This window comes from Thalassospira sp. CH_XMU1420-2, from assembly GCF_037029325.1.
GTDB lineage: Bacteria > Pseudomonadota > Alphaproteobacteria > Rhodospirillales > Thalassospiraceae > Thalassospira > Thalassospira povalilytica.
The window spans coordinates 88,843-114,474 of record NZ_JAYMEG010000008.1 but is presented as its reverse complement, the minus strand read 5'-3'; the positions used below and the strand labels follow the sequence as shown (position 1 = coordinate 114,474).

General features: G+C 55.2%; 23 protein-coding genes and 2 tRNA genes. 11 read left to right on the top strand and 14 right to left on the bottom strand.

Annotated elements, in window-relative coordinates:
- Positions 1–3: 3 nt before the first annotated feature.
- The 5 genes from WA429_RS20020 (at position 4) to WA429_RS20000 (ending at position 3,878) form a co-directional block, all read left to right on the top strand.
- Positions 4–1,248, top strand: coding sequence for an AI-2E family transporter (locus WA429_RS20020; protein ID WP_287466395.1), 1,245 nt, complete (start codon positions 4–6; stop codon positions 1,246–1,248).
- A 190-nt stretch (positions 1,249–1,438) separates the two neighbouring features.
- Positions 1,439–2,269 (top strand): AraC family transcriptional regulator, encoded by an 831-nt coding sequence (locus WA429_RS20015; protein ID WP_287466394.1) that lies wholly within the window; start codon positions 1,439–1,441, stop codon positions 2,267–2,269.
- 192 nt (positions 2,270–2,461) lie between these two features.
- Positions 2,462–3,076 (top strand): LysE family translocator, encoded by a 615-nt coding sequence (locus WA429_RS20010; RefSeq protein ID WP_287466393.1) that lies wholly within the window; start codon positions 2,462–2,464, stop codon positions 3,074–3,076.
- 96 nt (positions 3,077–3,172) lie between these two features.
- The gene (locus WA429_RS20005; protein WP_287466392.1) at positions 3,173–3,475 is read left to right on the top strand and encodes a type II toxin-antitoxin system HigB family toxin; all 303 of its coding nucleotides are present in this window, start codon (positions 3,173–3,175) and stop codon (positions 3,473–3,475) included.
- Between the two features lie 22 nt (positions 3,476–3,497).
- A complete protein-coding gene (locus WA429_RS20000; protein WP_287466391.1) occupies positions 3,498–3,878 on the top strand; it encodes a helix-turn-helix domain-containing protein in 381 nt (126 codons plus the stop codon).
- A gap of 72 nt (positions 3,879–3,950) precedes the next feature.
- Here the strand turns inward: WA429_RS20000 and WA429_RS19995 are convergent, their stop codons facing one another.
- Positions 3,951–5,036 (bottom strand): hypothetical protein, encoded by a 1,086-nt coding sequence (locus WA429_RS19995; RefSeq protein ID WP_287466390.1) that lies wholly within the window; start codon positions 5,034–5,036, stop codon positions 3,951–3,953.
- Positions 5,037–5,044: 8 nt separating this feature from the next.
- The gene (locus WA429_RS19990) at positions 5,045–9,013 is read right to left on the bottom strand and encodes a hybrid sensor histidine kinase/response regulator (RefSeq protein ID WP_287466389.1); all 3,969 of its coding nucleotides are present in this window, start codon (positions 9,011–9,013) and stop codon (positions 5,045–5,047) included.
- 154 nt (positions 9,014–9,167) lie between these two features.
- Between WA429_RS19990 and WA429_RS19985 the strand changes: the two genes are divergently transcribed.
- On the top strand, positions 9,168–9,557 hold the full coding sequence (locus WA429_RS19985) for a hypothetical protein (protein WP_287466388.1): 390 nt from the start codon (positions 9,168–9,170) through the stop codon (positions 9,555–9,557).
- Positions 9,558–9,716: 159 nt separating this feature from the next.
- Here WA429_RS19985 and WA429_RS19980 read toward each other — a convergent pair whose 3' ends face one another.
- The 3 genes from WA429_RS19980 to WA429_RS19970 form a co-directional block, all read right to left on the bottom strand.
- Complete coding sequence (locus WA429_RS19980; protein WP_068520056.1) at positions 9,717–10,814, bottom strand: TRAP transporter substrate-binding protein; 1,098 nt, start codon at positions 10,812–10,814, stop codon at positions 9,717–9,719.
- A gap of 276 nt (positions 10,815–11,090) precedes the next feature.
- On the bottom strand, positions 11,091–12,176 hold the full coding sequence (locus tag WA429_RS19975) for a TRAP transporter substrate-binding protein (RefSeq protein WP_336107796.1): 1,086 nt from the start codon (positions 12,174–12,176) through the stop codon (positions 11,091–11,093).
- Between the two features lie 196 nt (positions 12,177–12,372).
- Complete coding sequence (locus tag WA429_RS19970; RefSeq protein ID WP_068520058.1) at positions 12,373–12,876, bottom strand: hypothetical protein; 504 nt, start codon at positions 12,874–12,876, stop codon at positions 12,373–12,375.
- 223 nt (positions 12,877–13,099) lie between these two features.
- On the opposite strand from WA429_RS19970, the gene WA429_RS19965 reads away from it, so the two are divergent.
- The 5 genes from WA429_RS19965 (at position 13,100) to WA429_RS19945 (ending at position 18,099) form a co-directional block, all read left to right on the top strand.
- Positions 13,100–14,425, top strand: a complete 1,326-nt coding sequence (locus WA429_RS19965; protein ID WP_206928497.1) for a globin-coupled sensor protein — start codon at positions 13,100–13,102, stop codon at positions 14,423–14,425.
- Positions 14,426–14,761: 336 nt separating this feature from the next.
- Positions 14,762–15,907, top strand: coding sequence for an ABC transporter substrate-binding protein (locus WA429_RS19960; RefSeq protein WP_287466387.1), 1,146 nt, complete (start codon positions 14,762–14,764; stop codon positions 15,905–15,907).
- A gap of 25 nt (positions 15,908–15,932) precedes the next feature.
- Positions 15,933–17,003 (top strand): FecCD family ABC transporter permease, encoded by a 1,071-nt coding sequence (locus WA429_RS19955; protein WP_170310269.1) that lies wholly within the window; start codon positions 15,933–15,935, stop codon positions 17,001–17,003.
- Positions 17,004–17,013: 10 nt separating this feature from the next.
- The gene (locus tag WA429_RS19950; protein WP_156480898.1) at positions 17,014–17,805 is read left to right on the top strand and encodes an ABC transporter ATP-binding protein; all 792 of its coding nucleotides are present in this window, start codon (positions 17,014–17,016) and stop codon (positions 17,803–17,805) included.
- Positions 17,806–18,099 (top strand): DUF2218 domain-containing protein, encoded by a 294-nt coding sequence (locus tag WA429_RS19945; protein WP_114114366.1) that lies wholly within the window; start codon positions 17,806–17,808, stop codon positions 18,097–18,099. It begins immediately after the preceding gene.
- Positions 18,100–18,193: 94 nt separating this feature from the next.
- Here the strand turns inward: WA429_RS19945 and WA429_RS19940 are convergent, their stop codons facing one another.
- From WA429_RS19940 to gyrA, 9 genes are all read right to left on the bottom strand, one after another.
- Complete coding sequence (locus tag WA429_RS19940; protein ID WP_287466386.1) at positions 18,194–19,153, bottom strand: energy transducer TonB; 960 nt, start codon at positions 19,151–19,153, stop codon at positions 18,194–18,196.
- A gap of 1 nt (position 19,154) precedes the next feature.
- Positions 19,155–19,562, bottom strand: coding sequence for an ExbD/TolR family protein (locus tag WA429_RS19935; protein ID WP_068520066.1), 408 nt, complete (start codon positions 19,560–19,562; stop codon positions 19,155–19,157).
- Positions 19,559–19,948 (bottom strand): ExbD/TolR family protein, encoded by a 390-nt coding sequence (locus tag WA429_RS19930; RefSeq protein WP_068520070.1) that lies wholly within the window; start codon positions 19,946–19,948, stop codon positions 19,559–19,561. Before WA429_RS19930 ends, WA429_RS19935 begins: the two co-directional genes overlap by 4 nt.
- Positions 19,949–19,971: 23 nt before the next feature.
- On the bottom strand, positions 19,972–20,847 hold the full coding sequence (locus WA429_RS19925) for a MotA/TolQ/ExbB proton channel family protein (protein ID WP_287466385.1): 876 nt from the start codon (positions 20,845–20,847) through the stop codon (positions 19,972–19,974).
- Positions 20,848–21,162: 315 nt separating this feature from the next.
- Positions 21,163–21,238, bottom strand: a tRNA-Lys gene (locus tag WA429_RS19920).
- A 254-nt stretch (positions 21,239–21,492) separates the two neighbouring features.
- Positions 21,493–21,568, bottom strand: a tRNA-Lys gene (locus WA429_RS19915).
- A gap of 152 nt (positions 21,569–21,720) precedes the next feature.
- Complete coding sequence (locus WA429_RS19910; RefSeq protein WP_068518488.1) at positions 21,721–22,224, bottom strand: peptidylprolyl isomerase; 504 nt, start codon at positions 22,222–22,224, stop codon at positions 21,721–21,723.
- Positions 22,225–22,286: 62 nt separating this feature from the next.
- Positions 22,287–22,814 (bottom strand): pantetheine-phosphate adenylyltransferase, encoded by a 528-nt coding sequence (gene coaD, locus WA429_RS19905; protein WP_068518489.1) that lies wholly within the window; start codon positions 22,812–22,814, stop codon positions 22,287–22,289.
- 11 nt (positions 22,815–22,825) lie between these two features.
- The gene (gene gyrA, locus WA429_RS19900) at positions 22,826–25,627 is read right to left on the bottom strand and encodes a DNA gyrase subunit A (protein ID WP_287466384.1); all 2,802 of its coding nucleotides are present in this window, start codon (positions 25,625–25,627) and stop codon (positions 22,826–22,828) included.
- Between the last annotated feature and the right edge of the window lie 5 nt (positions 25,628–25,632).

The following is a 25,632-nucleotide window of genomic DNA, read 5'->3' as shown; positions in this document are numbered from 1 at the left end:
TGCATGTCATCGCCATGCGCCGTCGGGACACCATCAGATCCGTCAAACACCACCCGATCACCAAACGAACCGAATGCCGCCGCCAATCAGGCGGCCGTGGATCCGGCAGATACGGTTAACGGCCCGGACCAGACCCGGGTTGCAGGTTCGCGCGCCCTAATCTATCGCCGGGCCCGGACGATTTCGGTCATCGGGACGTTTGGCATCCTCACCCTTGGTTGTCTTTATGTGGCCCAAAGTCTTGTGCTGCCCGTGATCATGGCGTTTTTGCTGTCGCTTGTGTTTTCGCCGGTCGTGCGCACGCTTGCGCAATTTCGTATTCCGCGCAGCATAACTGCGCTGACCATCGTGCTTGGCCTCAGCGCATCGGTGATTGCCGGCATTTACGGATTGAGCGGCCCGGTATCAGGCTGGATCGACGAAGCCCCGCAGATCGAGCAACGGCTGCGCCTGCGTCTTGCCGATCTTAGCGAGCCGCTTGACAAGCTGCGCGATGCCCAGCAACAGGTGGCCGAGGCAACCGACCAGAACAGCGGCGATGAAAATGTCCAGAAGGTGGTGGTGACCGAACCCAACCTGATCAGTCAGGCCGCCGAAGGTGCGCCCGATATTCTGGCCGGTATTGCGTTGATGCTGGTGCTGCTTCTGTTCATTTTGTCGGCCGGTGATCTTGTTTATGAGAAACTGGTGCGTGCGCTTCCGACCTTTGGCGACCGGCGCAAGGGATTGCGCATTGCCCATGATGTCGAACGCGAAGTTTCGCGCTATCTTGCCACCATCACCGCGATCAACATCATACTTGGTCTTGTTGTCGGCACACTGATGGCGATCATTGGCCTGCCCAACCCGATCCTGTGGGGGATTGCCGCCGCGGTTCTAAATTACGTGCCGATTCTGGGGGCCCTTACCGGGATTGCCATTGTTGCCGTGGTTGGCCTTGTATCCATGCAGACAACAAGCGAAGCCCTTCTGGCCCCGGCCCTTTATTTCGTCTGTACCGCCCTTGAAGGCCAGATCATCACACCGGCCCTTGTCGGCAACCGGCTTCGGATCAATTCGATTGCCATCATTCTAGCTGTCGCGTTCTGGGGCTGGATGTGGGGTGTGGTCGGCATTCTGGTTGCCGTACCGCTTCTGATCGTTTCGCGGGTTATCGCCAATCATGTCGACGGGCTTGGCGGGTTGCGCGAATTGCTGGGCCCCCATCATCACGGCAATCAAGGCAATAACCTTGCCCGGTCGAAATAGATCGATTGCGTAGCCCTGATCAAAGGCGTCAAGGGCGCCTAAACCGCCAAAGACGCCAAAGACGCCAAAGCCCCGATCAACGCATGATCAACGCGTGATGGCACTACATAAATCCGGCTGTTCCCCCGCCGCCCTTGCAGCGCGCGTCTAATCGCTTGCCAAGTATCGGCGGGCCTGCCACCCTTGGGGCATGTCCGATCTGGTTGAAATTCTTTGTCATGACTGCCTAGGTGTCGAGGCCGTTCGCGCCCGCACGCGCCACAGCTTTGCCAAACACAGCCATGAAACATTCGGCATCGGCTTGATGTTTTCTGGTGCACAAAAATCCGCATCGGGCCGCGGCATGGTCGAAGCCGGGGCTGGCAACATCATTACGGTCAATCCGCGCGAAATCCATGACGGCCATCCGATCGGCGATGCAGCGCGCGGTTGGAACATGTTGTATTTCGATCCGGCCCTGATTGCCAATACAGCAAGCGACATGTCAGACGGCGCAAACCCGCATTATGAATTCACCCGGCCCGTGATGGATCACCCGCAGGTCCGGCAATGCTTTGCAACCCTGTTTGATGCGATCACCCACGGCACAGCGGATGCAGCACGATTGCGCCGTGATGAAATGCTGCTTTTGCTGCTTCATCATGCCCTGTCCCATTCGGGCGACGGACCCGCCAAACCCGCAACCCGAACGGCAGTTGCCCATGCACGGATCAAACGGGCCAAGGCATTGCTTGATGATTGCCCGGCTGATCTGCACAGCCTTGATGATCTTTCCGCCGTGACGGGGCTGAGCAAATTTCAAACCGTGCGCGAATTTACCCGTGCCACCGGCCTGACCCCGCACGCCTATCTGATCCAGCGGCGCATTGATCTTGCCCGCGACCTGATCCGGGCAGGCCAGCCACTTGCCGATATTGCACATAGCACGGGTTTTGCCGATCAAAGCCACCTTAATCGCCATTTTGTGCGGGCCTTTGGCCTGACACCGGGCCGCTATGCCCGTGCCGTTCGGCAAAACTGAGCAACCCTCACATTTTACGTTTGCCTTGGTAATCCGCCAGACACGGCTTGCCGGACAATGCGGACCACCGCCCAAAATGCGTATCAACGCGAAGCCCCGCAAAACGCGAAAATCATCCTGCAATTCCGTTCAAGAATGCTTTGCGCCCCGTCCGTAAATTGACCGCATCACAGTCAATCAAACGGACGCATCATGATCACCCTTGATTACCTGATCACATCGCTCATCATCGTCGCCCTGCCCGGCACCGGCGTGATTTATACCCTTGCCCTTGGATTGGGACGCGGCATGAAAGCCAGCATCTGGGCGGCCTTTGGCTGCACCCTTGGCATCGTGCCCCATATGGCGGCAAGCATCCTTGGCCTCGCGGCCCTGCTTCATGCCAGTGCGGTTGCCTTTGAAATCGTGCGTTATCTCGGTGTGGCCTGGCTTCTTTATATGGCCTGGGGTATGTGGCATGGCACAGGTGCGATGAAAGTCACCGCCAATGAAACCAAAACCGGCATCGCCAAAATCGTTCGCGACGGCATCCTGCTTAACTTGCTCAACCCGAAACTGTCACTCTTCTTCCTGGCCTTCCTGCCGCAATTTGTTAGCGCTAACACGCCAGACACCACAGCGGAAATGACCATCCTCGGCCTGATCTTCATGGCAATGACATTCGGGGTGTTTGTGATCTATGGATGCTTTGCCGGGGCACTGCGTAGCCACATCATCGAACGCCCGAAGGTGATGAGCTGGATTGGCAAGGGATTTGCCGGGGCGTTTGTGGCGATGGGTGCAAAACTTGTCCTGACAGCACGATAAGCAGATTGCACGATAAAACGATATTGTTCCAATTTTCGGAACATGATACTTTACTGGTAATAGACAGATTGAAGCAAACCCGCATCAGGAAAACGTATGCGTATCATTGCCCGCAAGGTGCTTGTCGATTTCTGGCTTAAACATCCTGAAACGGAACAGCCCCTTAAGGCATGGTTTGATCGGACCCGCAAAGCAAACTGGCAAAGCCATCAGGATGTCCTGACCGTTTTTGGTACAGCCAAATCAATCAATGCCGAGCGCGTCAGGTTCAAGATACACGGCAATGACTACCGCCTGATCGTCGCCTTTCGATATGACGTCCAGATTGCATGGATCAAGTTCATCGGCACCCATGCAGAATACGACAAGATCGATGCCAAAACCGTCGACAGGTTCTAACCGGACTTGGCAGGAGAAAGAGATGCAAACGACCTATGCCCTCAAACCGATCAAAACCGAAGCCGACTATGAAGCGGCGATGGAGCTTGTTGAAAACCTTTGGGATGCCAAACCGGGCACAGCGGAAGCCGACCAGTTAGAAGTACTTGGCATCCTGATCGACCAGTACGAAACACAACGATACCCTATTGCCGCACCCGATGCGGTCGAAGCTGTATTGTTTTATATGGAGCAAAATGGACTGGAACGCGCCGAACTTGGCAAATTGCTTGGCAGTCGTTCCCGTGCGTCCGAATTCCTAAATCACAAGACCAGTCTATCGCTCACTCAAATCAGAAAGCTGAATGAGGCTTGGAACATTCCGGCGGATGTTTTGATACAGCCGGTTCGGGAGAGTGCGTAAAAGCAGATAACAAACACGCCTATTTTGGAGATGGCATACTTTCGGAAATTATAATGTATTACTTGAAATCAGCTAATTGAGCAAAGAATCTTTGAACTTGGCAATTTCACCTGCACGGCACAGATCATATTCGGCCGAATGCCGAACATCATAGGAAGAAGGCATTGAAAGTGCGGACATACAAATGAAATGGTCTCTGAAAGCAACTCGGTAACACAGATTTGTTTTTCCCGGAAAATATTGGTCGCACCAGTCAATCGGGCTCTCTACCGTATGCTCCTTATATTTCTGCAACCAGTGCGACACCTCAGGCACAAGCTCATCTGACGCATCCTTTGCTGTCATCTCATACAGATCAGCCAAACTATCCTCATATCCTTGCGATCTCTCAAACACCAACCGGGGCATCGTGATGAAAAAATCACCAACAATTTCAGGTTTCAGAGCATTTCGCTCTACAAAGTCAATTGCGTAACCACAGTTGTCATCGATGTGATTCGCGAGCATTTGTGGGTATTCGGGAGCCTGCCAATACTTTGTCAGGAACTCATCATTGAGCTCCTGAGGGAATCGTATCTGAGTACATCCGTCTCCAAAATACTCAATCGCCTCCCGGTGCGCCTCTCCCATATCCTCTGGAAGTTGGGCCTTTGGCTCATCCTTAGAGCGGTTGCTTCCTAAATCCTGATAATTGGCAAAGATTTTTGCAGAGTGTACATCTCCTTCCAAAGCCTTGCGCAAATACTCTTTGCGATAAAAATATTCGCTATATGTAGGCTTTGAGCCAGAAGATAACATTCGTAGCAACAAAGCCTTCATATAGCTCTCCGGGCTGTCAGCGTCATCTGGCCCCCTGAGAGCGCTAAACATCTCTTCAGACTGATCTGTAAGATGCGCCAAATAGAGGCTTTGTAGATAGGAATGCGCGAAGGCATCACCTTCATGGAAACATTGCTCCGCCAACTCTATTGTTCGTTGATGCAATTCAAGTTTGAAGACAATTGAGGGCAAAGAAGCACAGTTTACATCCTGTGGCTCTGCTTGAGCTGGTCCCACATCAACGTTCAAAGTCAGCGTTAAAAGCCAAACGACAGAGTATAAGAAAGACTTTGCTCTCAACTTGAACGCCTCGCTATTTATATTTTCGAACAGATACATAGCACTTTTCACTCCGCCGCATCACTCCCCAACCGATTAAGAGCCCGCGTCATCAACGCTCGCAGTTTGGCTGGGCGCAGCGGTTTGTTGAGCAGGGAGAAGCCCTGTTCGCGGATCAGGTCGGCGGTTTCGGTGGAGCGGTCGGCGGTGATGATGACGCCGGGTACGTTAACGCCGTGAACATCACGGAGTTTAATCAGGACATCAAGGCCGGTCTGGCCAGAATCAAGGTGGTAGTCGGCAAGGATGATATCGGGTGCAAAGGTCCCCTTGCCCGGTTCTGATCCGCTCAGAAGGTCTTCGGCCGCCAGACCGGACCGGGCGGTTGCGACCACGCAGTCCCAGTTGCTGAGCATCGCGTTCATGCCGTCAAGAATGTCGGGTTCGTTATCAATGCACAGCACACGCAGGCCGCCCAGTTCCCCCGCCATGCGGCGTTTGGGTTTGGGGGTTGCAGCCGTATCGGCAACGCCAAGCGGCACTTCGACCGAAAAGACCGTGCCGCGTCCGGGGCGCGAGCGCACCGATACCGGATGATCAAGGGACCGGCCAAGGCGATCGACAATCGCAAGACCAAGACCAAGCCCCTTAACATCGGTGGTTTCCGGGCCCTCAAGACGGTGGAATTCGCGGAAGATGATTTTAAGCTTGTCTTCGGGGATGCCCGGTCCGCTGTCCCAGACTTCGAGTTTGAGTTTGTCCCCGCGCACACGGCAGCCGACCACAGCGCCCCCGGTGCGGGTATAGCGCATGGCGTTGGAGATGAAGTTTTGCAGGATACGGCGAAGCAAGCGACTGTCGCTGCGGACCCAAAGATCGCGTTTATGGACCTTGAAGCTCAGTCCCGCATTTTCGGCAATCGGGCCGAATTCGGTTTCAAGTGCGCTTAACACATCGCTGATTGCGAAATTGCGGATATTGGGCTGCATCGCCCCGGCATCGAGCTTGCAGATATCCAAAAGCTCGTTCAGCAGTTCCTCGACCCCCTTGAGCGACAGATCAACCTTGCCGACCAGATCAAGGACATCCTCGGCCAGTCCCTGTTTGCCGCCAAGCGCCACGGTAAACAGGCGCGCGGCATTAAGCGGCTGCAAAAGATCATGGCTGGCCGCGGCAAAGAAGCGGGTCTTGGTGTCGTTGGCGGTTTCGGCCTGTTCCTTGGCGTCCGAAAGTTCGGAGTTCAGAACTTCAAGTGCGTGGGTACGTTCGGTCACGCGGGCTTCTAGCCCCTCGTTGGCTTCCTTAAGGGCCTGTTCGGCGGTCTTGCGTTCGGTAATGTCGTGATAGATGCAGAAATAGCCCAGCACTTCGCCGGTTTCGTCAAAGTGCGGGATATAGGTGCCTTCGGCATAGCGGCCTTCGCGCACGCCCTGCATACCGCGCTCATCATTGCGATTGCGCGTGATTGCCGGGAATTCGATTTCAAAGCTTTGGCGATAGCCCTTAAGCACCAGCTCAATCATCGGAGCCAGATGGACATAGCGTTCCTCGCCCACCGCTTCGCGGACAGACATGCCGTGGGCCTCAACCCGCCTAAGGCCAAACATCCGCTCATAGGGGCGGTTGGTAAAGCGCAGGCGCTGATTTTTATCGGCATAGGCGATCATCACCGGAATGTTGTCGGTGTAAATCCGGATATTGCGTTCGCTTTCACGAAGGGCTTCTTCGGTGCGCACACGCGCGGTGATGTCAGCAATGGTGGCAACAAAGCCGCCATCGGGCATCGGGTTGGTGCGGATTTCAAGCACCATGCCATCGGAACGTTTGCGTTCGTAAGTATGGGGAAGCCGGCGCATCTGGGGGGCTGCATTACGGCCCAGAAGGATATCGATATCAACCGAACGGGTTTCATTGGCACGGCAAATCTGCACCAGCTCGGACAGTGGCAGGGTGACCTGAATGTCGCTTGTCGCGATGCCAAGCAAATCAATGAACCGGTGGTTCCAGGTCGCCAGACGCAGGTTCTGATCAAACACGCCGACCCCTTGGGAAATGTTTTCAAGGGTATTGAGCAACAGATCACGGTTGAATTTGATGGCCTCGGACGCTTCGTCGAGAAGTTCCATCGCATCACGGCGCGACACCGCCTTATCGGGCAGCAAAAGCGCCATCACCACGCGCGATGATGCCGCCCCCACCGCCCCCGAAAGCAGATGTTCGGTGAAACTTGCGGCATCGACATCGGCAAGGTCGGATCGTTTGGGTTCGCCCCCGCGCGATTTCAGATAATTGCGAAAGGCACGTTGCGCCCAATGTTTGCCAAGAAACCGCGCGGCCAGATCTTCCAGATCGCCCAGCGTGACCCGACCAAGCCAGGTGTCATTGCGTGCCTTGGTACTTTTGCGCCAGACATCGACAAAGACCTGGGCCTGACGGCGCTGGGTCACGCCCTGCACCCCGACGGCCGATCCGACAAACATCAGAACGAAATTGACACCAAGCGACCAGACCACCCCATGGGTCAGGTGATCTTCGATCCCGACCCCGAGCAATGCCTGCGGATTAAGAATGGCAAAACCGAACGGCCCGTCGGTCAGGATCGATGCCGGAAGCAATTCCCCCTGCACAAAGGTCGGCAGCAACAGCGTATAGGCCCAAAGCACAAATCCCGACACAAGGCCAAGCCGCACCCCGGTCCGGTTGATGTTTTTAAGATAGATGGCCGCCAGGACCGCCGGACCGAATTGCGCCATGGCGGCAAAGGACAGCATCCCGATATCGGCCAGCGCATATTTTTCCGACAGGAACCGATAGAACCCGTAAGCCAGAAACAGCAACAGGATCACGGCCGCACGCCGGATTTTCAACAGCACCTGGCTGACATCACCGGACATGCGGTTTTGCAATTTTTCCGAGCGCAGCAAAAGCGGCATGATCAGATCGTTACAGACCATGGTCGAAACCGCGACGCACGATACGATCACCATGCCGGTACTGGCCGACAGCCCGCCGATAAAGGCAACAATCGCCAGCCAGTCCTGCCCGCCCAGAAGCGGCAAGGTCAGAACGAATGTGTCGGGATTGACCTTTGGCTCGTCCCCGAACATGAACAGACCGGCAATGGCGATCGGCACGACAAAGATATTGATCGCCACCAGATAGGCCGGAAACAGCCAGCGCGCACTAGCGAGATTGCGGCTGTCATCATTTTCAACAAAGGTCACATGGAACTGGCGCGGCAGACAGAACATCGCAAAGGCGGCAAGCAGCGTCGCAATAAAGAAATGCGATGTCAGCCAGGTATCGGGCCGGAAAAGTTGCCGGACGGCCGGATCGGACAAGGCGCGCTTGTTGATATCGGCAACACCGTCAAACATGCCATACACGACAAAGAACCCGACCAGCAAAAGAGCAGCCAGCTTGACCAGGCTTTCGAACGCCACCGCCAGAATAAGCCCGTCATGATGTTCGGAGGCATGGATATAGCGCACGCCAAACAGGATGGCGAAAACCGCCATCAGGATGGTGACATAAAAGGCCGTATCCTTGGAAAAATGACCGGCCGAATGACGCACCACCTGTTCGCCAAGTTCCCCGATCAGCACATCAAAGGACAGCGACACGGCTTTGAGCTGAAGCGAGATATAGGCAAGAACCCCCACCACCGCGATCAGCGCCACAAGGGCGGCCAGACTTTGGCTTTTGCCATAACGCGACCCCAGAAAATCGGCGATCGAGGTGATGTTCTGTTGATGGCAGACCCGGGCGATTTTGGTCATGATGCCAAAACCGACAATCATCACAATGATCGGGCCGATATAGATCGGTAAAAAGGCCCAGCCGCGTGTTGCCGCCGTCCCGACCGATCCAAAGAATGTCCAGCTGGTGCAATAGACCGCCATCGACAGGGCATAGATCGATGGTTTCAACTTTGATGCGCGCCATTTATCGGCGTATTTGTCACCATAATGGGCAATGGCAAACAACAACCCGATATAGGTCATGGCAACGATAAAGATCAGTCCGCCCTGAAGCATCCGTGTATAGCCCTGTATTCTGACCACCGTTTCAGGCGGTTACGATTATCTTTTCCCGGGGACTATACCACGGCCGATGAATTGTCTAAAACGACGCAAATTCGATTTGGTGCAATAAGCACCCAGACCAAAGACCAATGAAAGCGTGGTTCAGATGTCTTCTGATTATGGCTTTTACGCCGGAATTTTGCGCTTTGTCGCAAAGAAAACCGAAACCGATGACCGTGAAATCCGCATCATGATGGGCCATTTGTCGGGCATTGCCGATGCCATTGCGCAATCCGGGCGTTTCATGATCGAACGCGACAATTGCGAAAGTGCCGCACGTGCCTTTGCCGGGGTTGCCAAATTCCTGCAGGAACGCATCCTGCCCGAGGCACTGAATGCCGGGAATGAAGGCGCGGTCGAACAGCTTAAATGGGCGATTGAAACATCGCTTGTCATGGCAGCCGAACTGGTCAAGCGCGCCGCAAACGAAGAGCTTAAAAATCAGGACAGGTTCACCTTTGACCTGCCCGCACCCAACAAGCCGACCGTGCATTAAGCATCTGGCGTCAGGCGTCAGGCATCCCGCATCAGGCGCATGATGTACGGTGCATGATGCATGGACTTGGCGCATAGCCGATAGCGCATAGCGCGCAGCAAAAAAGGCCGAGACCCGGGGTGTCGGCCTTTTTCGTTTCAGATCGGTATCGCGGACTGATTAGCCCTGATTGGCAAAGACATTGGCGCGCTGGTTCAGCGCGGTTGCCTCGAACTCCTTGCCATAAGGGGCTGCCTTTTTCGCAAAATCCATCAGCGACGCATAGATGCGGCCATTAAGGTCATTCTGACCTGCGATTTCTTCGACCGCTTCCTTGGCGGCACCGGCAAAGGCCGCGATCAGGTCATCATTGAAATGACGGATCTCGGTACCTTTGGCGAGGATCGCCTGATAGGACTGAACGTTGTTGAAGGTAAAGTCCGCAAGGGTCTGTTCGACATTGGCCTGTGCGGCAATCGCGACGATTTCCTGAAGATCTTCGGGCAGTTCGGCGAATTTGTCCTTGTTGATAAAGACTTCGATGCCCGAACCCGGTTCGGCAAATGCCGGGGTGTAATAATATTTGGCAACCGAGGCCAGACCGAACGCATAGTCGTTCCACGGGCCAACCCATTCAGCGGCATCAATCGCACCGGACTGCAAGCTTGGCAGAATGTCAGCGGCCGGAAGCAGCGACGGGGTCGCACCGAGACGACGCATGGCTTCGCCACCGATACCGGCATAGCGGACTTTAAGGCCCTTAAGGTCATCAACAGAATTGATTTCCTTGTTGAACCAGCCACCTGCCTGAAGACCGGTATTGCCTGCGAGGAACGGCTTGACGTTGAACTGGGAATAAAGTTCGTCCCAAAGTTCCTGACCACCGCCAAAGCGCAGCCAGCCCGAAAGTTCCCACGCCATCAGACCAAACGGAATGGTGGTAAAGAACGAAACGGCCGGGTCCTTGCCAAACCAGTAATAGGGCGTGGAATGGGCCAGATCGGCAACGCCCTGTTCGACCGCATCCATGCATTCAAGGGCCGGAACCAGTTCGCCCGCACCATAAACCGTAATCTTGAGACGGCCACCCGACATCTTGTTGACGCGTTCGGCAAACAGTTCGCCATTGGCACCAAGACCCGGCGTTCCTTTGGGCCAGGGCATGACCATGCGCCAATTGATGGTTTCATCGGCCTTGACGATGGCCGGCGCAGTAGCAGCGGCAGCAAATGCACCGGCAGCAACGCCTGCGCCGCTCAGAAACTGACGACGTTTCATTGTGGGGCTCCCAATATTGGTAAATTTTTGCGTAAAAACTCTACGAAGGTAATTTCGTAACTCTGTTTGAACCCAAAGTTACGGTTTTTGGCGCATGCAACAATTCATGTTTGCGGGATGCAGCATCGCGCAAACTGCATGACATCGACATTTCATCGATATTTCTTCACCCGAAGGTTCAAACAAAAGGGGCCGCCCGAAGGCAGCCCCTGATATCATGCGCACCGGACCGGGTTGCGGTCGGTTCGCAAAGATTGTTTCAAGACGCTGGCGGACTTAGTAGCCCCAGACCTTTGCACGCTGCAACAGACCGGTTGCTTCGAATTCCTTGCCATAGCGCGCGCCCTTTTTGACGAGATCAAGGTAGCTTGCGGCAATTCGACCCGACAGGTCGTTCTTGGCGGCGATTTCATCAACCGCGGCCTTGGAATGTTCGGCCAGGGTCATGATGACATCATCGGGGAACTGACGCACTTCAACGCCCTTGTCGATCAGCGGCTGATAGGACTGAAGGTTGTTGAAGGTAAAGTCGGCCAGGGTGTTTTCCGAAATCGCCTGTGCGGCATAACGGATGATTGCCTGCAGATCCGGGGACAGGGCATCGAACTTGTCCTTGCCGACAAAGATCTCAAGACCCGGTCCGGGTTCGTGGAAGGCCGGGGTATAATAGAATTTGGCAACCTGATAGAGACCAAATGCCAGATCGTTCCACGGACCGACCCATTCGGCGGCGTCAATCGCGCCGGACTGCATCGACGGCATGATATCACCGGGCGGCATCATGGTCACATTCGCACCGGCACGGCGCATGGCTTCGCCGCCCAGACCGGCATAGCGCATTTTAAGGCCCTTAAGGTCATCAAGCGAATTGATTTCCTTGTTGAACCAGCCGCCAGCCTGCATGCCGGAGTTGCCCGCATAGAATGGCACAACATTGAATTCGGCATAGGCTTCTTCCCAAAGCTTCTGACCTTCGCCAAAGCGCAGCCAGGCCGACAGTTCCCAGGCGGTCAGACCAAACGGAATGGTCGAGAAGAAGTTCAGGGCCGGGTTTTTGCCCTGCCAGTAATAGGGCGTACCATGGGCCATTTCGACCACGCCCTGTTCGACCGCATCCATGCATTCGAACGGCGGGACGATCTCGCCACCACCGAACACACTGATATTGAGACGACCATTGGACATTTCCTTGACCATGGCGGCAAATTTTTCTGCATTGGTGCCAAGGCCCGGCGTCCCTTTTGGCCACGGCATCACCATGCGCCAATTCAGACTTTCCTGCGCGGAAACAATAGCCGGTGCCGCGACCGATGCGGCAACCGCACCCAGACCGGCTCCTTTAAGGAACTGACGACGTTTCATTGGGATCCCCTTAGATTCTTGTGTTTTGGTGGTTTTTTGCGCGACCACCAGCCTGCGGAGGGGGATTTTCGCTAAAAGACGCGTCGGTTTCCACTATTTTTGCCAAAACGGGGAAATATTTTTTCCCCGACGTTACGGCATGCTGGCTTTATGCGAATGCCAGATACCGTCAATGATCGCCGTTCGGGCCGCAACCCTAGCCAAGGAAACGGTTATAATCGGCAATGAACTGATCCACCGTGCCGGCGCCAAGCGGGGTGTTGTAATATTGCTTCCAATAGGCTGCCAGCCCGTTCAGATCATTGGGATCGGACGGCAAGGCACCCGGGGCCCGATAATACCGGATGCGACACATCGCGGTTGCATAGGCAAGATTGGTGGCAAGCTGTGCGGACTTGTCGGGTTTGCCATCCGATCCGACCGGCTGTGCCGCCAGGAAACCATCAACCTTGGCCTTCAAAGCCGCACGGGTCGAATAATCCAGATAATTGACATAGCAATCATTCAGGGTTGCCGGTTCCATCTGATAGATGCCCAGTGCCGGACCGCCGCCAACCTGCTGGATATAGTCGCCCAGATGACTTTCATGGGCAGCGGTACCCATCAGAAGGTTTTCGGCAACATCGGGTGCCGGAAGATCAAGCACGGCCAAAACCGGCTGCACGATCAAAGTTCTCAGCTGATCCTTGTTAATCGGCACGGCGGCCTCCTGTTCATCTGTGGCTTACAGATGACACGACGCCCTGCCCCAAAGGGTGTGACGATTTTTCCCGAAAATCTGCGACATGCCGAGGTGGTTCTATCCTTGCGAGCAAATCATCAATCCTAATGGATAGTTATTTTCGCAAATTGAAGCCCAACCTAAAACCAAGATGCGCATAACAAATGCTGAGAGAGATCAACCTGCTATCGGGGAGAATGGCATGCATCCGGAACTAAAACGCCGTCTTGAATTCATCGGCTTTGACGAAAGCAAGGTCAAACAGCTCAAACGGGCATGGCCGGTAATCGAAAAGAACCTTCCGCCCATTCTGGACGAATTCTACAAAAAGGTGATGGGCCGACCGGAACTGGCAAAAATCGTCGGGGATCCGTCCAATATCAGCCGCCTCAAGGACGCCCAGCGCAAACACTGGGCCAAACTGTTCGAAGGGTCGTTTGATGACTCGTTTTATGAAGATGTCCGACGCATCGGCAAGGCCCATGAACGGATCGGGCTGACGCCGGAATCCTATGTGTCGGCCTATAATTTCATGCTTGGTGAAATATCGGCCCTGCTGTTCAGGCAGTTCCACCGCGATTCACAGGTTTCCCTGATGGTGGTCGCATCGATCAATGCGCTTCTGGTCGATGTCGAAATGGCGATCACGGTCTATTACGAGGAAACGCAAAACACCTATCACAACAAACTGCAACAGATGTCGCATGATTTCGAGGAAACCATCGGCACGGTCGTTGCCGCCGTCGCCTCATCGGCCGAGGACATGTCCCAGGCGTCGAATACGCTGATTTCCAGCATGACCGAAACTCAGGACGAGGTCCAAAGAGCCCGCGGGGCTGCCGAAATTTCCGCGGACAATGCCACCACCGTTGCCGGTGCGGCCGAAGAACTCGACAGTTCCATTCGTGAAATTTCCAGTCAGGTGTCGCGGGCATCGACCATTTCGAACGAGGTCGAACAATCCGTTCGGCGAACATCGGACACCATCGAAACATTGAACGCCGCGGCAGACCAGATTGGAACGGTCGTCGATCTGATTGACAAGATCGCAAGCCAGACCAACCTTCTGGCGCTGAATGCGACAATCGAAGCCGCCCGGGCCGGTGAAGCCGGCAAAGGCTTTGCCGTGGTCGCAAGCGAGGTCAAAAACCTTGCCAATCAGACCGCCAAGGCAACCGGCGATATCACCGAACAGATCAATGCCGTTCAACAAAGCACATCAGCAGCCGTCAGTGCCATTCAGACCGTGGCCGGACAAATCGGCACCATCGTTGAATCGGTAACGGCAATTTCGGCCGCAGTCGAACAACAGGCCGCCGCCACCACCGAAATCAGTGGCAATATCAATGCGGTATCCGCCGCCAATCAGGACGTGAATACCAGCCTTGAAACGGTCAATGGCACGGCAAGCAAGACAAGCTCGGTGGCGTCCCAGGTGTTTGAGGTGTCCAAAACCCTTAAGCAGAATTCCGAACGTTTGCGCAGTGATGTTGATGCCTTTGTGTCGCGTCTGACGGCAACGTCATGACTTTCTGACCGTTGATGCGCGGTCGTGCGGGTGCGGGAACGCCGGTTTCCGCACCCCTTTTTTTGGCTGACGGCTGATGGATTGTGATCAGCACTGCCCCGCCCTTTGCCGGATGATCCGGGCCTTAAAGAAAATAATATTCAAAATCATTCGCAATTGGATGGTTTCTTTGCTATGAAAATTTCCGGCTGTGTGGATGGCGCGCATTTTGATGCGAGGCCCATGGCAGCGGTTTAGGTGCTGATCAACCCGATGGTGAAGGCGCAGCACCCTGCCCCGACACAGCCAGACAGATTGTCGCTTACATCATGCAACCTTCCAGAATGCAGAAACGATATGAAATTTAACCGTTTACTGAGTTTCGTTGCCGCCGCCGTCCTGTGCGCCACCTCGGCCCGGGCTGGTGAAACCATTACCCTGACCGATGTTGCCGGACGCGAAGTTACCGTCGAAGTCCCGATCAAACACATGATCCTGGGCGAAGGTCGCTTTTTGCCATCCATCGGCATTCTGGATCCGGAAAACCCGGTGCGCTGGATCGCGGGCATGATGGGCGAATTCAAACAGCTTGATCCGGGCTCATACGCCCAGTACGAAGCCAAATTCCCCGAAATCGACGACATTCCGTTGATCGGGCGCAGCGGTGAAGCAACCTTTTCGGTCGAAAAGGCACTGACGGTTGAACCCGATGTTGCGATATTTGGCATGTCGGGCGGCCATGGGCCGGGATCAAAAAGCCATGAAATCCTGTCGGTTCTGGGGGCGGCCCATATCCCGGTCGTGATGATCGATTTCCGCAGCAAGCCGTTTGAAAACACCCCAAAAAGCATCCGCATTCTGGGTAAGCTGATGGGCAAGGAAGACCAGGCCGAAGCATTCGTAAAATTCTACGAAGAAAACCTGCACAAGGTGACCGACAAAACCGCACAGATCACCGACAAACCCAGCGTATTTCTTGAAAGCCGGGTTGGCCTGCAACAGAATTGCTGCGAGGCCATGGGCAATGAAATGATCGGCAAATTTGTCGAACTTGCCGGCGGCAATAACGTCTTTGGCGACGAAATCCCCGGCGTCATCGCACAGGTTTCGATCGAGCAGCTTCTTCTCAAGAACCCGGACTATTATGTGACGACCGCGGTCGGATCGGCCGGGCTTGATCCGGAACTGAATTCCAAACGCATTGTTCTTGGCGCATCGACCAATACCCAACAGGCCGCAGCGTCGCTTGCGCACAGCATGGAACGTACCGGCCTTTCGGAGCTTTCAGCGGTGAAAAGCGGCCATGTCTATTCCGTCTGGCACCATGTTTATAACAACCCGATCAATGTCACGACGCTTCAGGCGATGGCAAAATGGTTCCATCCCGAAACCTTTGCCGATCTTGACCCGGACGCGACACTCGGAACCTTCTTTGAGCGTTTCCAGGCGGTTGATCTGAATGGTGTTTACTGGATTGGCCTTGATCAGGCGTCATCTTTGTAAACGCCATAAAACATCGGACCAAATGATGAAAGACCAGACCACCGGCGCAGCACATGCTGCGCCGTCGCTGTCACACCAGTATCGGGCATTCGTGTTCAAACGGATTTTCTGGCTGTGCATATTCCTGACTGCCCTGATTGTTTCCTTTGTTGCCAATGTGATCACCGGCCCGGCCATGCTGTCCTTTGTCGATGTGGTGACGGGCATCCTTGATCCCGAAACGCTTTCCGGCGCCATGAAGGTGATCGTGTTTGACGTGCGCCTGCCCTTTGCGGTGCTGGCGATCCTGATCGGGGCGACGCTGGGCCTTGCCGGGGCGGAATTGCAGACGGTGCTCAACAACCCGCTGGCCAGCCCGTCGACCCTTGGCATCATGCATGCCGCGACCCTTGGTGCATCGGTCGCCATTGTCTTTCAGCTTGATCAATATGGCCTGCCGGAAAACTACATTGTGCCGGTATTTGCCTTTGCCGGGGCGTTGTGCGCGATTTTCCTGATCCAGATGCTGGCGGGATTTTACGGGGCCACCATTGATACGGTCGTGCTGTTTGGCATTGCGCTGGTTTTCGCACTGGATGCGCTGGTGTCGCTTATCCAGTTTGTTGCCGACACCGACAGCCTGCAACAGATCGTTTTCTGGACCATGGGCAGCCTTGCACGCGCCAGCTGGGAAAAGATCGCGATTGTCGGCGTGGTGTTCCTGTGCTGTGTGCCGTTCAGCATCCGCCATGTCTGGAAAATGACAGCCCTTCGTGGCGGCGAAGATTACGCCAAAAGCTATGGGGTGTCGGTTGAACGTTTGCGGATGCTGGTATTGCTGCGCGTCGGGGTTCTGACCGCGGTTGCCGTATCCTTTACCGGCGTGATCGGCTTTGTCGGGCTGGTCGGGCCGCATATTGCGCGCCTGGCCTTTGGCGAGGACCATCGTTACTACATCCCGGGCAGCATACTTGCCGGGGCATTTATCCTGTCCTGTGCGTCCCTGGCCAGCAAATCGATTGTCCCGGGCATCATGATCCCCGATGGCATTGTCACGGCCCTGATCGGCATTCCGCTGTTCCTGGCCTTGCTGATTTCGCAAAAGCGTCGTGGATAAGGGGCCGATCATGACCAAACTTGATATCCGCGATCTTGTGATTGCCCATGGCAAAAACACCATCCTGTCCAACATCACGCTGGCCGATTTCGAACCGGGCAGCGTGATCGGCGTGCTTGGCCCCAATGGTGTTGGCAAATCAAGCTTCCTGCGTTCGCTTGCGGGGCTTGCCCCCTATGGCGGGTCGATCACCTATGACGGGGACGAAAACCGCAAGCTCAGCCATAATCAGCGCGCACGCAAGGTTGCCTATTTGCCGCAAACCTTGCCCCAGGCCACCAATCTTGTGGCTTATGAGGCGGTTATTTCGGCCTGCCGGGCGGTGCGCCATGACCTGACACGCGACCATGTGGAAACCCTGACCGAACGGGTTTTTGACCGTCTGAACATCCGCCATATCGCGTTTCAGCCGCTTAGCCGCATGTCCGGTGGTCAGCGCCAGATGGTCGGGCTTGCCCAGATCATTGTCCGCGAACCCGACATCATGCTGCTTGATGAACCGACAAGCGCGCTTGATCTGCGCTGGCAGCTCGGGGTTCTTGATGTGGTGCGCACCCTTGTCAAAGACAAACAGGGACTGGCGCTGATTGCGCTGCATGACATCAATCTGGCGATGCGCCATTGCGACAGCCTGATCCTGTTTGGCGAAGGCGGTGTGTTGTCACATGGCGCCCCAAGACATGCCATGACACCCGAAATGCTGTCGCGTGCCTATCATGTCAGCGGGCGGCTTGAAACATGCTCGCACGGGTCACCATTCGTCATTGTCGACGGGCTCAACACCATAGAGGGACACCGATAAATGTTTACCACCAGGGGATCGGTCAAAACCGATAACGCCGCCAAATATCTTGTGCAGCTATGCAAGCATTTCGCCCACAAGGTCACAGTCGATCTTGGTGAAACATCGGGCGATGTTGCTTTTCCGATGGGGCCATGCACCATCACGGCAACGGATGACGCCCTGATTTTCGATGGTCAGTCCGAAAAGGCCGAAGGAATCGAAAAGATGAAAGGCGTGATTATCGTCCATCTCGACAAATTCGCCTGGCGCGAGGCGCCACTGGACTATCGGTGGGAAGACGGTCAGGCCTGATCTTCCTTTCCCTCACCTACCCCGTCACACGCCACACGTCATACGCCACAGTGCGAAATAAAAAACGCCAGCCTTTCGGGGCTGGCGTTTTGCATTAGCGCAGATTGTAGACCACCGGCACGGTCAACATGATCTTGTCTTCGGTCATGGTGTCGGGGAATGGCGGGAATTGGCGTACCCGTTCAATCATCCGCTGTGTTTCGCGATCAAGCAGCTTCGATCCGCTTGATGACAGCACCCGGGTTTCAAGCACCGTTCCATCGCGTGCAATCACGATATAGATGCTGTTCTGACCTTCGATGCCGCGTCGCTTGGCCCGGTCGGGATATTCGCGATAGCGGTTCAGCATTTGCAGAACCGATGACTGGTAATCAACCATCGCGGCCTTGCTGGCGGCGCCGCCACCACTGCCATTCGATGCCGAGGCCGCCTGGCTTTGCGCGACTTCACCCACGGTGCCTTCGGACCGGCTTGAATTGGTCAGGCCGCTTGGCTGCATGACCGGTTCGGGCTTTTTCTGAACCGGTTCCGGTTTTTTCGGTGCTTCGACCTTGGTGACCGGCGGCTTGGGCTTCATCCGGACCGGAAGAACTTCGGCCAGTTCCTGAACCACAACCGGCTCAGGCTCAGGCTCAGGTTCCGGTTCGGGCTTGGGTTCGACGACTTCTTCGACGACGGGCTCGGGTTCCGGCTCAGGTTCGACAATTTCGGGTTCGGGCTCTGGTTCCGGCTCGACGATTTCTTCGGGTTCCTCGAGCGGTTCGGGCTCGGGTTCCGGTTCAACGACCGGCTCCGGTTCCGGTTCGGGTTCAGGTTCGGTAACCTCGACCGGTTCTTCGGCAGCACGGCTTTCGACAGAATCCGCACTTTGTTCGTCAATTTCGGACTCACCACTGACGGCATGCCCGGCACCAAGCGAAATGCTGATGCTTTGGACCGATCCGGCACCGCCCCAACCCGATGGTTGCGGATCGGGCATGGCCAGAACAATCCCCCCGGCCAGAACAATACCGGTCAGCCCGGTCGCGATCAGGAAATCAACGCGTTTTGACATATCAATCCTGTCCCGCCTCGATTGCGGTCATCAGCTGTACCTTGTCAACGCCCAGTTCCTGCAACCGTTTGAGCAAGGCAACAACCTTGGCGCCTTCGGTATCGCGGTCGGCACGGATTTCGACAGGACGACCGATATAATCAACCGGCAACATCGATGACAGGCGATCAAGGCCGCCCTTAAGATCATCAATCCCGATTTCACCCGACTTCCCGAACCACAGGACAATCGTGTCTTCGGGGCGGGCTTCGGCAGTATGGCTTGCCGGCGGGTCGACTTCAAATGGGCCGAGCTTTTGCAGGCTTCCGGCAATCATGAAAAAGATCAAAAGCAGAAAGACGATATTGATCAAAGGCAACATCGGTTCCTGGACCGGGCCGTCCTCGGCGATCTGAATGCGGCGTTTCATTCGATGAACTCCACATCTGTAACCCCGCCACGGCCAAGCGCATCCATCACATCCACCAGATGCTGAAGACTTGCCCCATTGACCGGACGCAGACGCACCGGCGATCCGCCATAGTCGCTTTGCAATGCCGGGACAAGTCCCGACAGCGATACGGTTTCCCCGTTGATCGAAAGACCGCCATTGGCATCGACATTGACCGTTACCGGGCGTACGTCGCTTTGGCTGGTTGATCTGCCATCGGTGATGCTGACCGACATCTCGAAGCCCTTCCAGTCAAGGAAGCTTGATGCCAGCATGAAGAAAATCAGCAAAATGAAGACAACATCAATCAGCGGGGTCAGACCGATCATCGGTGATGAACCGCGATTACGTTCGCGCAATTGCATAGGCGTATTCCGGCGGATTGGGTTTATTCGGCTGCGTGGCGAAGTTCGGATACGTTGGACGCCCCCAGAGTGGTCCTGTGGGCCAGTTCGCCCCGATTGACCACCATGGTGCAGACATCTTCCATCACCGCTGCTGCACGGCCGATAACGCCCTGCATCCACATATGGAATGCGGTTGCCGGGATCGCGACGACAAGACCGATCGCGGTTGTCAGCAACGCCAGCCAGATCCCGCCCGACAGGACAGACGGATCAATGCGGCTGCCCGCACCTTCCATTTTCTGGAAGGCCTCGATCATGCCCATCACGGTTCCAAGCAGGCCCAGAAGCGGGCTAAGGACCGCGATGGCCGACATGATGCGCAAACCGCCATTCAGGCTGTCGATTTCCTTGCGCGCACGTGCGGCAATAAGATCGGATGCGGCTTCGCGTTCATCAGCCGATGCCACGGACAGTGACAGGCCCGAAAGTCCGATACGTGCTGCCGGATGACGACGGCGCGCCAGAAGGTCTGCGGCCTGTGCTTCGTCGCCATCTGAAAGGTGGCGTTCGACATCACGCACAAACCCGTCGGCAAAGACACCACGGCGCAAGAAACCAACCAGCTTGTAGAAGAACAGGACAAGCCCGATCAAAGCCATCGCTGCCAGCACCCAGCCGACAACCCCGGCCCGGTCAACCTGTTCGATCAACGGCAACCCGACAAAGGCATCGGTCATGGAATTGGCCTGGGTCATTGCCGTTGTGTCCATCGGAAGTCCCGTAGCGGGATCAAGGATCACTGTACCATCACTGGACAGGGTTCCGGTCGCAGTTGCGTCAGGTGCAATTGCGCCATCGGATGCAAGCGGGCTTTGCGCATCATCAGATGCGGCCAACGGATTTACAGGTTCAGGCATTTAACTTTCCGATCAAATATACGATCAGCATCAGACGTCCTGCTCTGATGCATTTGAAACTGATTTGCATTCTTTACAGGAAATAGAATTGCGATGCAATCGCAACCAACAAAACATACAGCTTTTTCGTGCATGGCTGCTTTGCTTCGCACCAGGGCGATCAGATATCGAAACAGACTGAACGGGAAAGTCGGCCCATACCGGCAACGCGGGCAAAAATGCCCGATGGGGCAAACAAGTGCGGCGAAGACGTAAGTGATCCAAATGCCGGATATGCAAAACCCCCGGAACTTCTGGGTTCCAGGGGTTTTGAATTGGTGAGCCCGACAGGATTCGAACCTGTGGCCAACTGATTAAAAGTCAGTTGCTCTACCAACTGAGCTACGGGCCCTCAACGTTGGTGAGCGGCGTTTTAATGGGACTGGCGTCATCGGTCAACCCCCCTTTTTACGTGTTTTTGCACATCTGCCATGAATTCGCGCCAAAACCCCGGAAAACCCCGGTTTTGATCGTTTAAAAAAATGTCATGAATTGTCCGGATGCCGACCGACAGAAATCGGACCGCGCGGATGAAACGGATTTGATAAAGGGGGATGGGCAGATAAAGAAAAAGCCCCCGAAACCGGAAAGGTTTCAGGGGCTTATTGGTGAGCCCGACAGGATTCGAACCTGTGGCCAACTGATTAAAAGTCAGTTGCTCTACCAACTGAGCTACGGGCCCTCAACGTTGGTGAAGCGCGTTTTAATGGGAGAGCACGCGCTGGTCAACACCTGTTTTCCATATTTTTCCTCTTTTTCTGCTTTCGCGCCCTAAAACGCGAAAGCCGCCCCACAAAGGGACGGCTTTCGGTTGCAAATGATCGGTTTGCGCGATTATTGCGCGTCTGCAGCAACCTGCATTTTGACAATCACGTCCGGATCGGCAACCGACCCGTTGGCCCAGGGGGCACCTTTTTTGATCATGTCGACATATTCCATGCCTTCGGTCACCTGACCCCAGATGGTGTATTGGCCATCCAGATGCGGTGCATCGGCAAAGCAGATGAAGAATTGCGAATCAGCACTGTTCGGGTTGGCCGAACGGGCCATGGAAACGGTACCGCGACCATGATGTTCCTTGGAGAATTCGGCATCAAGTTTCTGACCCGATCCGCCGGTACCATTGCCCTTGGGGTCGCCGGTCTGCGCCATGAAGCCTTCGATCACACGATGGAACTTCAGACCATCATAGAACCCCTCGCGGGTCAGTTCCTTGATGCGGGCAACATGTTTCGGCGCAAGGTCCGGGCGAAGCTGAATAACAACGCGGCCATCTTTCAGATCAAGATAAAGCGTGTTTTCCAAATCCTGCGCGACAGCGTCGTTTCCATTGGACATGGTTACAATTCCTAGTACGAGAGCAATTATTGAGAATAGACGAAAAAGACGCATGGCCTGCGTTATTCCTTTTCTTCTGCCAGCTTTTCATGCAAGCGCTTAAGCACGTTGGCCGGCACAAATTCACTTACATTACCACCCAGCCGGGCGATTTCCTTGACGAAGCGCGACGAAACGAACTGCTGTTTGTCGGACGCCATCAAAAACACGGTTTCGACTTCCGGCGACAGCCGGGCATTCATGCCCGCCATCTGGAATTCATATTCAAAGTCCGATACCGCGCGAAGGCCGCGGATGATCGTGCTTGAACCGTTTTCTTTGGCGAAATCCATCAGAAGCGAAGAAAATGGCTTAACTGAGGTGCGCGCGGCAACTTCGCCACCCGCCGCTTTCAGGGCCTCTTCGACCAGTTTGCAGCGTTCATCAACGCCGAACATCGGACCTTTGCCGGCGTTGATCGCAACGCCGACAATAAGCTGGTCCACAATCCGGGTCGCACGACGAATAATATCCATATGCCCCTGGGTCACCGGGTCGAATGTGCCCGGATAAATCCCGATGCGCGATATGGTAGAAGACGTTTCAGTCATCGAATTTCCAATTATTCGTCGCTTTCGGTGCCATCAGCTGCCGGTGCATCATCACCCGCATCACTGGCACTGGTTTCTGCGGTGTCGGTTGATGCGTCATCGGTGTTTTCAACACCATCCACATCGCCCTCTTCACCTTCTTCGTCACCGCCAAGGTTTGACAGTCGTTCAACCGCGACGACCTGTTCGTCATCGGCAGTCCGGAACAATGTCACGCCCTGTGTCTTGCGGCCGGCGATACGGATGTCGTGGGTCGGCATACGGATGACCTTGCCACCATTGGTGACCATCATCAGTTCGTCGCCTTCTTCGATAACGAAGGATGCAGCGACATTACCGTTACGTTCGGACATCTCGATATTGGCAAAGCCCTGCCCGCCACGACCGGTTACACGATATTCATAGGCAGACGTGCGTTTGCCATAGCCGTTTTCGGTCACGGAAAGGATCAGCTGATCACCAGCAAGAATTTCCTGATAGCGTTCAGCACTGAGCACTTCGAGCGGAAGATTGTCTTCGGTGATTTCCTCGCGGCGCAGTTTGCCTGCGATCGAAAGGTATTCATCACGTTCTTCCATGGTGACATGGTTGCCAAACAGAACCGACATCGCGATGACCGAATCTTCGTCCGCAAGGCGAATACCGCGCACACCAACCGAATTACGGCCGGTAAAGACGCGGACATCCCCGACACGGAAGCGAATGCATTTGCCCATTCGCGTGGTCAGAAGAATGTCGTCATCATCGGTACAGGTCTGAACCGCGATCAGTTTATCACCACGATCTTCTTCAAGCTTCATGGCGATCTTGCCGTTGGATTTCACATTCACGAAATCGGCAAGGCTGTTACGGCGGACATTCCCGGTCGAGGTGGCAAACATCACATGCAGGTTCGGCCATTCTTCTTCGTCGGGAAGCGGCAGGACCGTGGTGATATATTCACCTTCGGACAGCGGCAGCAGGTTCACAAGGGCCTTGCCGCGCGATTGCGGGGTGCCGACCGGCAGACGCCAGACTTTCATCTTATAGACCATGCCCTCGGAGCTGAAGAACAGAACCGGGGTATGGGTATTGGCCACGAACAGCTTGGAAACGAAATCTTCCTCGCGGGTGGCCATGCCCGAACGGCCTTTGCCACCGCGACGCTGCGCGCGATAGGTCGACAGCGGAACACGCTGGATATAGCCGCTGTGCGACACGGTCACGACCATGTCTTCACGGGCAATCAGATCTTCGATGTCATGTTCGAATTCTGCTTCCTGAATTTCGCTGCGACGCGGGTCGGCGAATTCATTGCGCATTTCGCTCAGTTCGTCCTTGAGAATCGTCAGCTTGCGCTCGCGCGAGGCCAGGATATCAAGGAAGTCTTTGATCTTTTCACCCAACTCGGTCAATTCGCCCGCGATCTTGTCGCGTTCGAGACCGGTCAGGCGATGCAGACGCAGTTCAAGGATTGCACGAGCCTGTGCTTCGGACAGACGATACATGCCATCCGATGACCCGATCTGGTTCGGATCGGCGATCAGTTCGATCAACGGAACAATATCGCCCGCCGCCCAGTCACGCGCCATAAGCTGTTCACGCGCAATGGTCGGATCGGCCGCATTGCGGATCAGCTTGATGACTTCGTCAATGTTGGAAACGGCAATCCCCAGACCAACCACGACATGGGCACGTTCACGCGCCTTTTTGAGAAGATGGATGGTCCGGCGGGTAATGACTTCTTCGCGGAACTCGACAAAGGCCTGAATGATGTCTTTCAGGTTCATCAGTTCCGGCTTACCACGGTTCAACGCCAGCATATTGACGCCAAACGACGTCTGAAGGGCGGTAAAGCGGAACAGCTGGTTCAGGACAACGTCGGAATTCGCATCACGTTTGAGTTCGATCACCATCCGGACACCGGAACGGTCCGACTCATCACGCAGATCGGAAATGCCTTCGAGTTTCTTGTCACGTACCAATTCGGCGATCTTTTCCATCAGGGTCGCCTTGTTCACCTGATAGGGAACTTCGGTAACGATGATCGCTTCGCGGTTGGCACGGATTTCCTCGACATGAGTACGTGCGCGCATGACGACCGACCCGCGGCCGGTCTTGAATGCCGAATGGATGCCCGAACGCCCCAGAATAAGGCCCCCCGTCGGGAAGTCCGGCCCATGGACAAATTCCATCAGCCCTTCGACGGTGATGTCGGGATTGTCGACATAGGCCATGCAGCCATCAATGACTTCGCCAAGGTTATGGGGCGGAATATTGGTCGCCATACCAACGGCAATACCGCCCGCACCATTGACCAGCATGTTCGGAAAACGTGCCGGGATAACAGACGGTTCCTTGGTGGTTTCGTCATAGTTATCGCGAAAATCAATCGTGTCTTTATCGATATCATCAAGCAGGAAATGGGCTGCCTTGGCCATGCGGGCTTCGGTGTAACGCATGGCGGCGGCCTTGTCGCCATCCATGGAACCAAAGTTCCCCTGCCCGTCAATCAGCGGCAGACGCATGGAGAAGTTCTGGGCCATACGGACCATCGCGTCGTAAATCGCGCTGTCACCATGGGGGTGGTATTTACCCATCACGTCCCCGACCACACGGGCCGATTTGCGGAACGGCTTGTTATATTCGAAACCGTTTTCGTGCATGGCGTACAGAATACGACGATGCACAGGCTTCAAACCGTCCCGGACGTCAGGCAGCGCACGGCTAACAATCACGCTCATTGCGTAATCAAGGTAGCTGCGGCGCATTTCTTGTTCGATGGAAACCGGGAAAATATCGCGGCTCTCGGAATTGGTCTCTTGGGTGGACAAAGGCC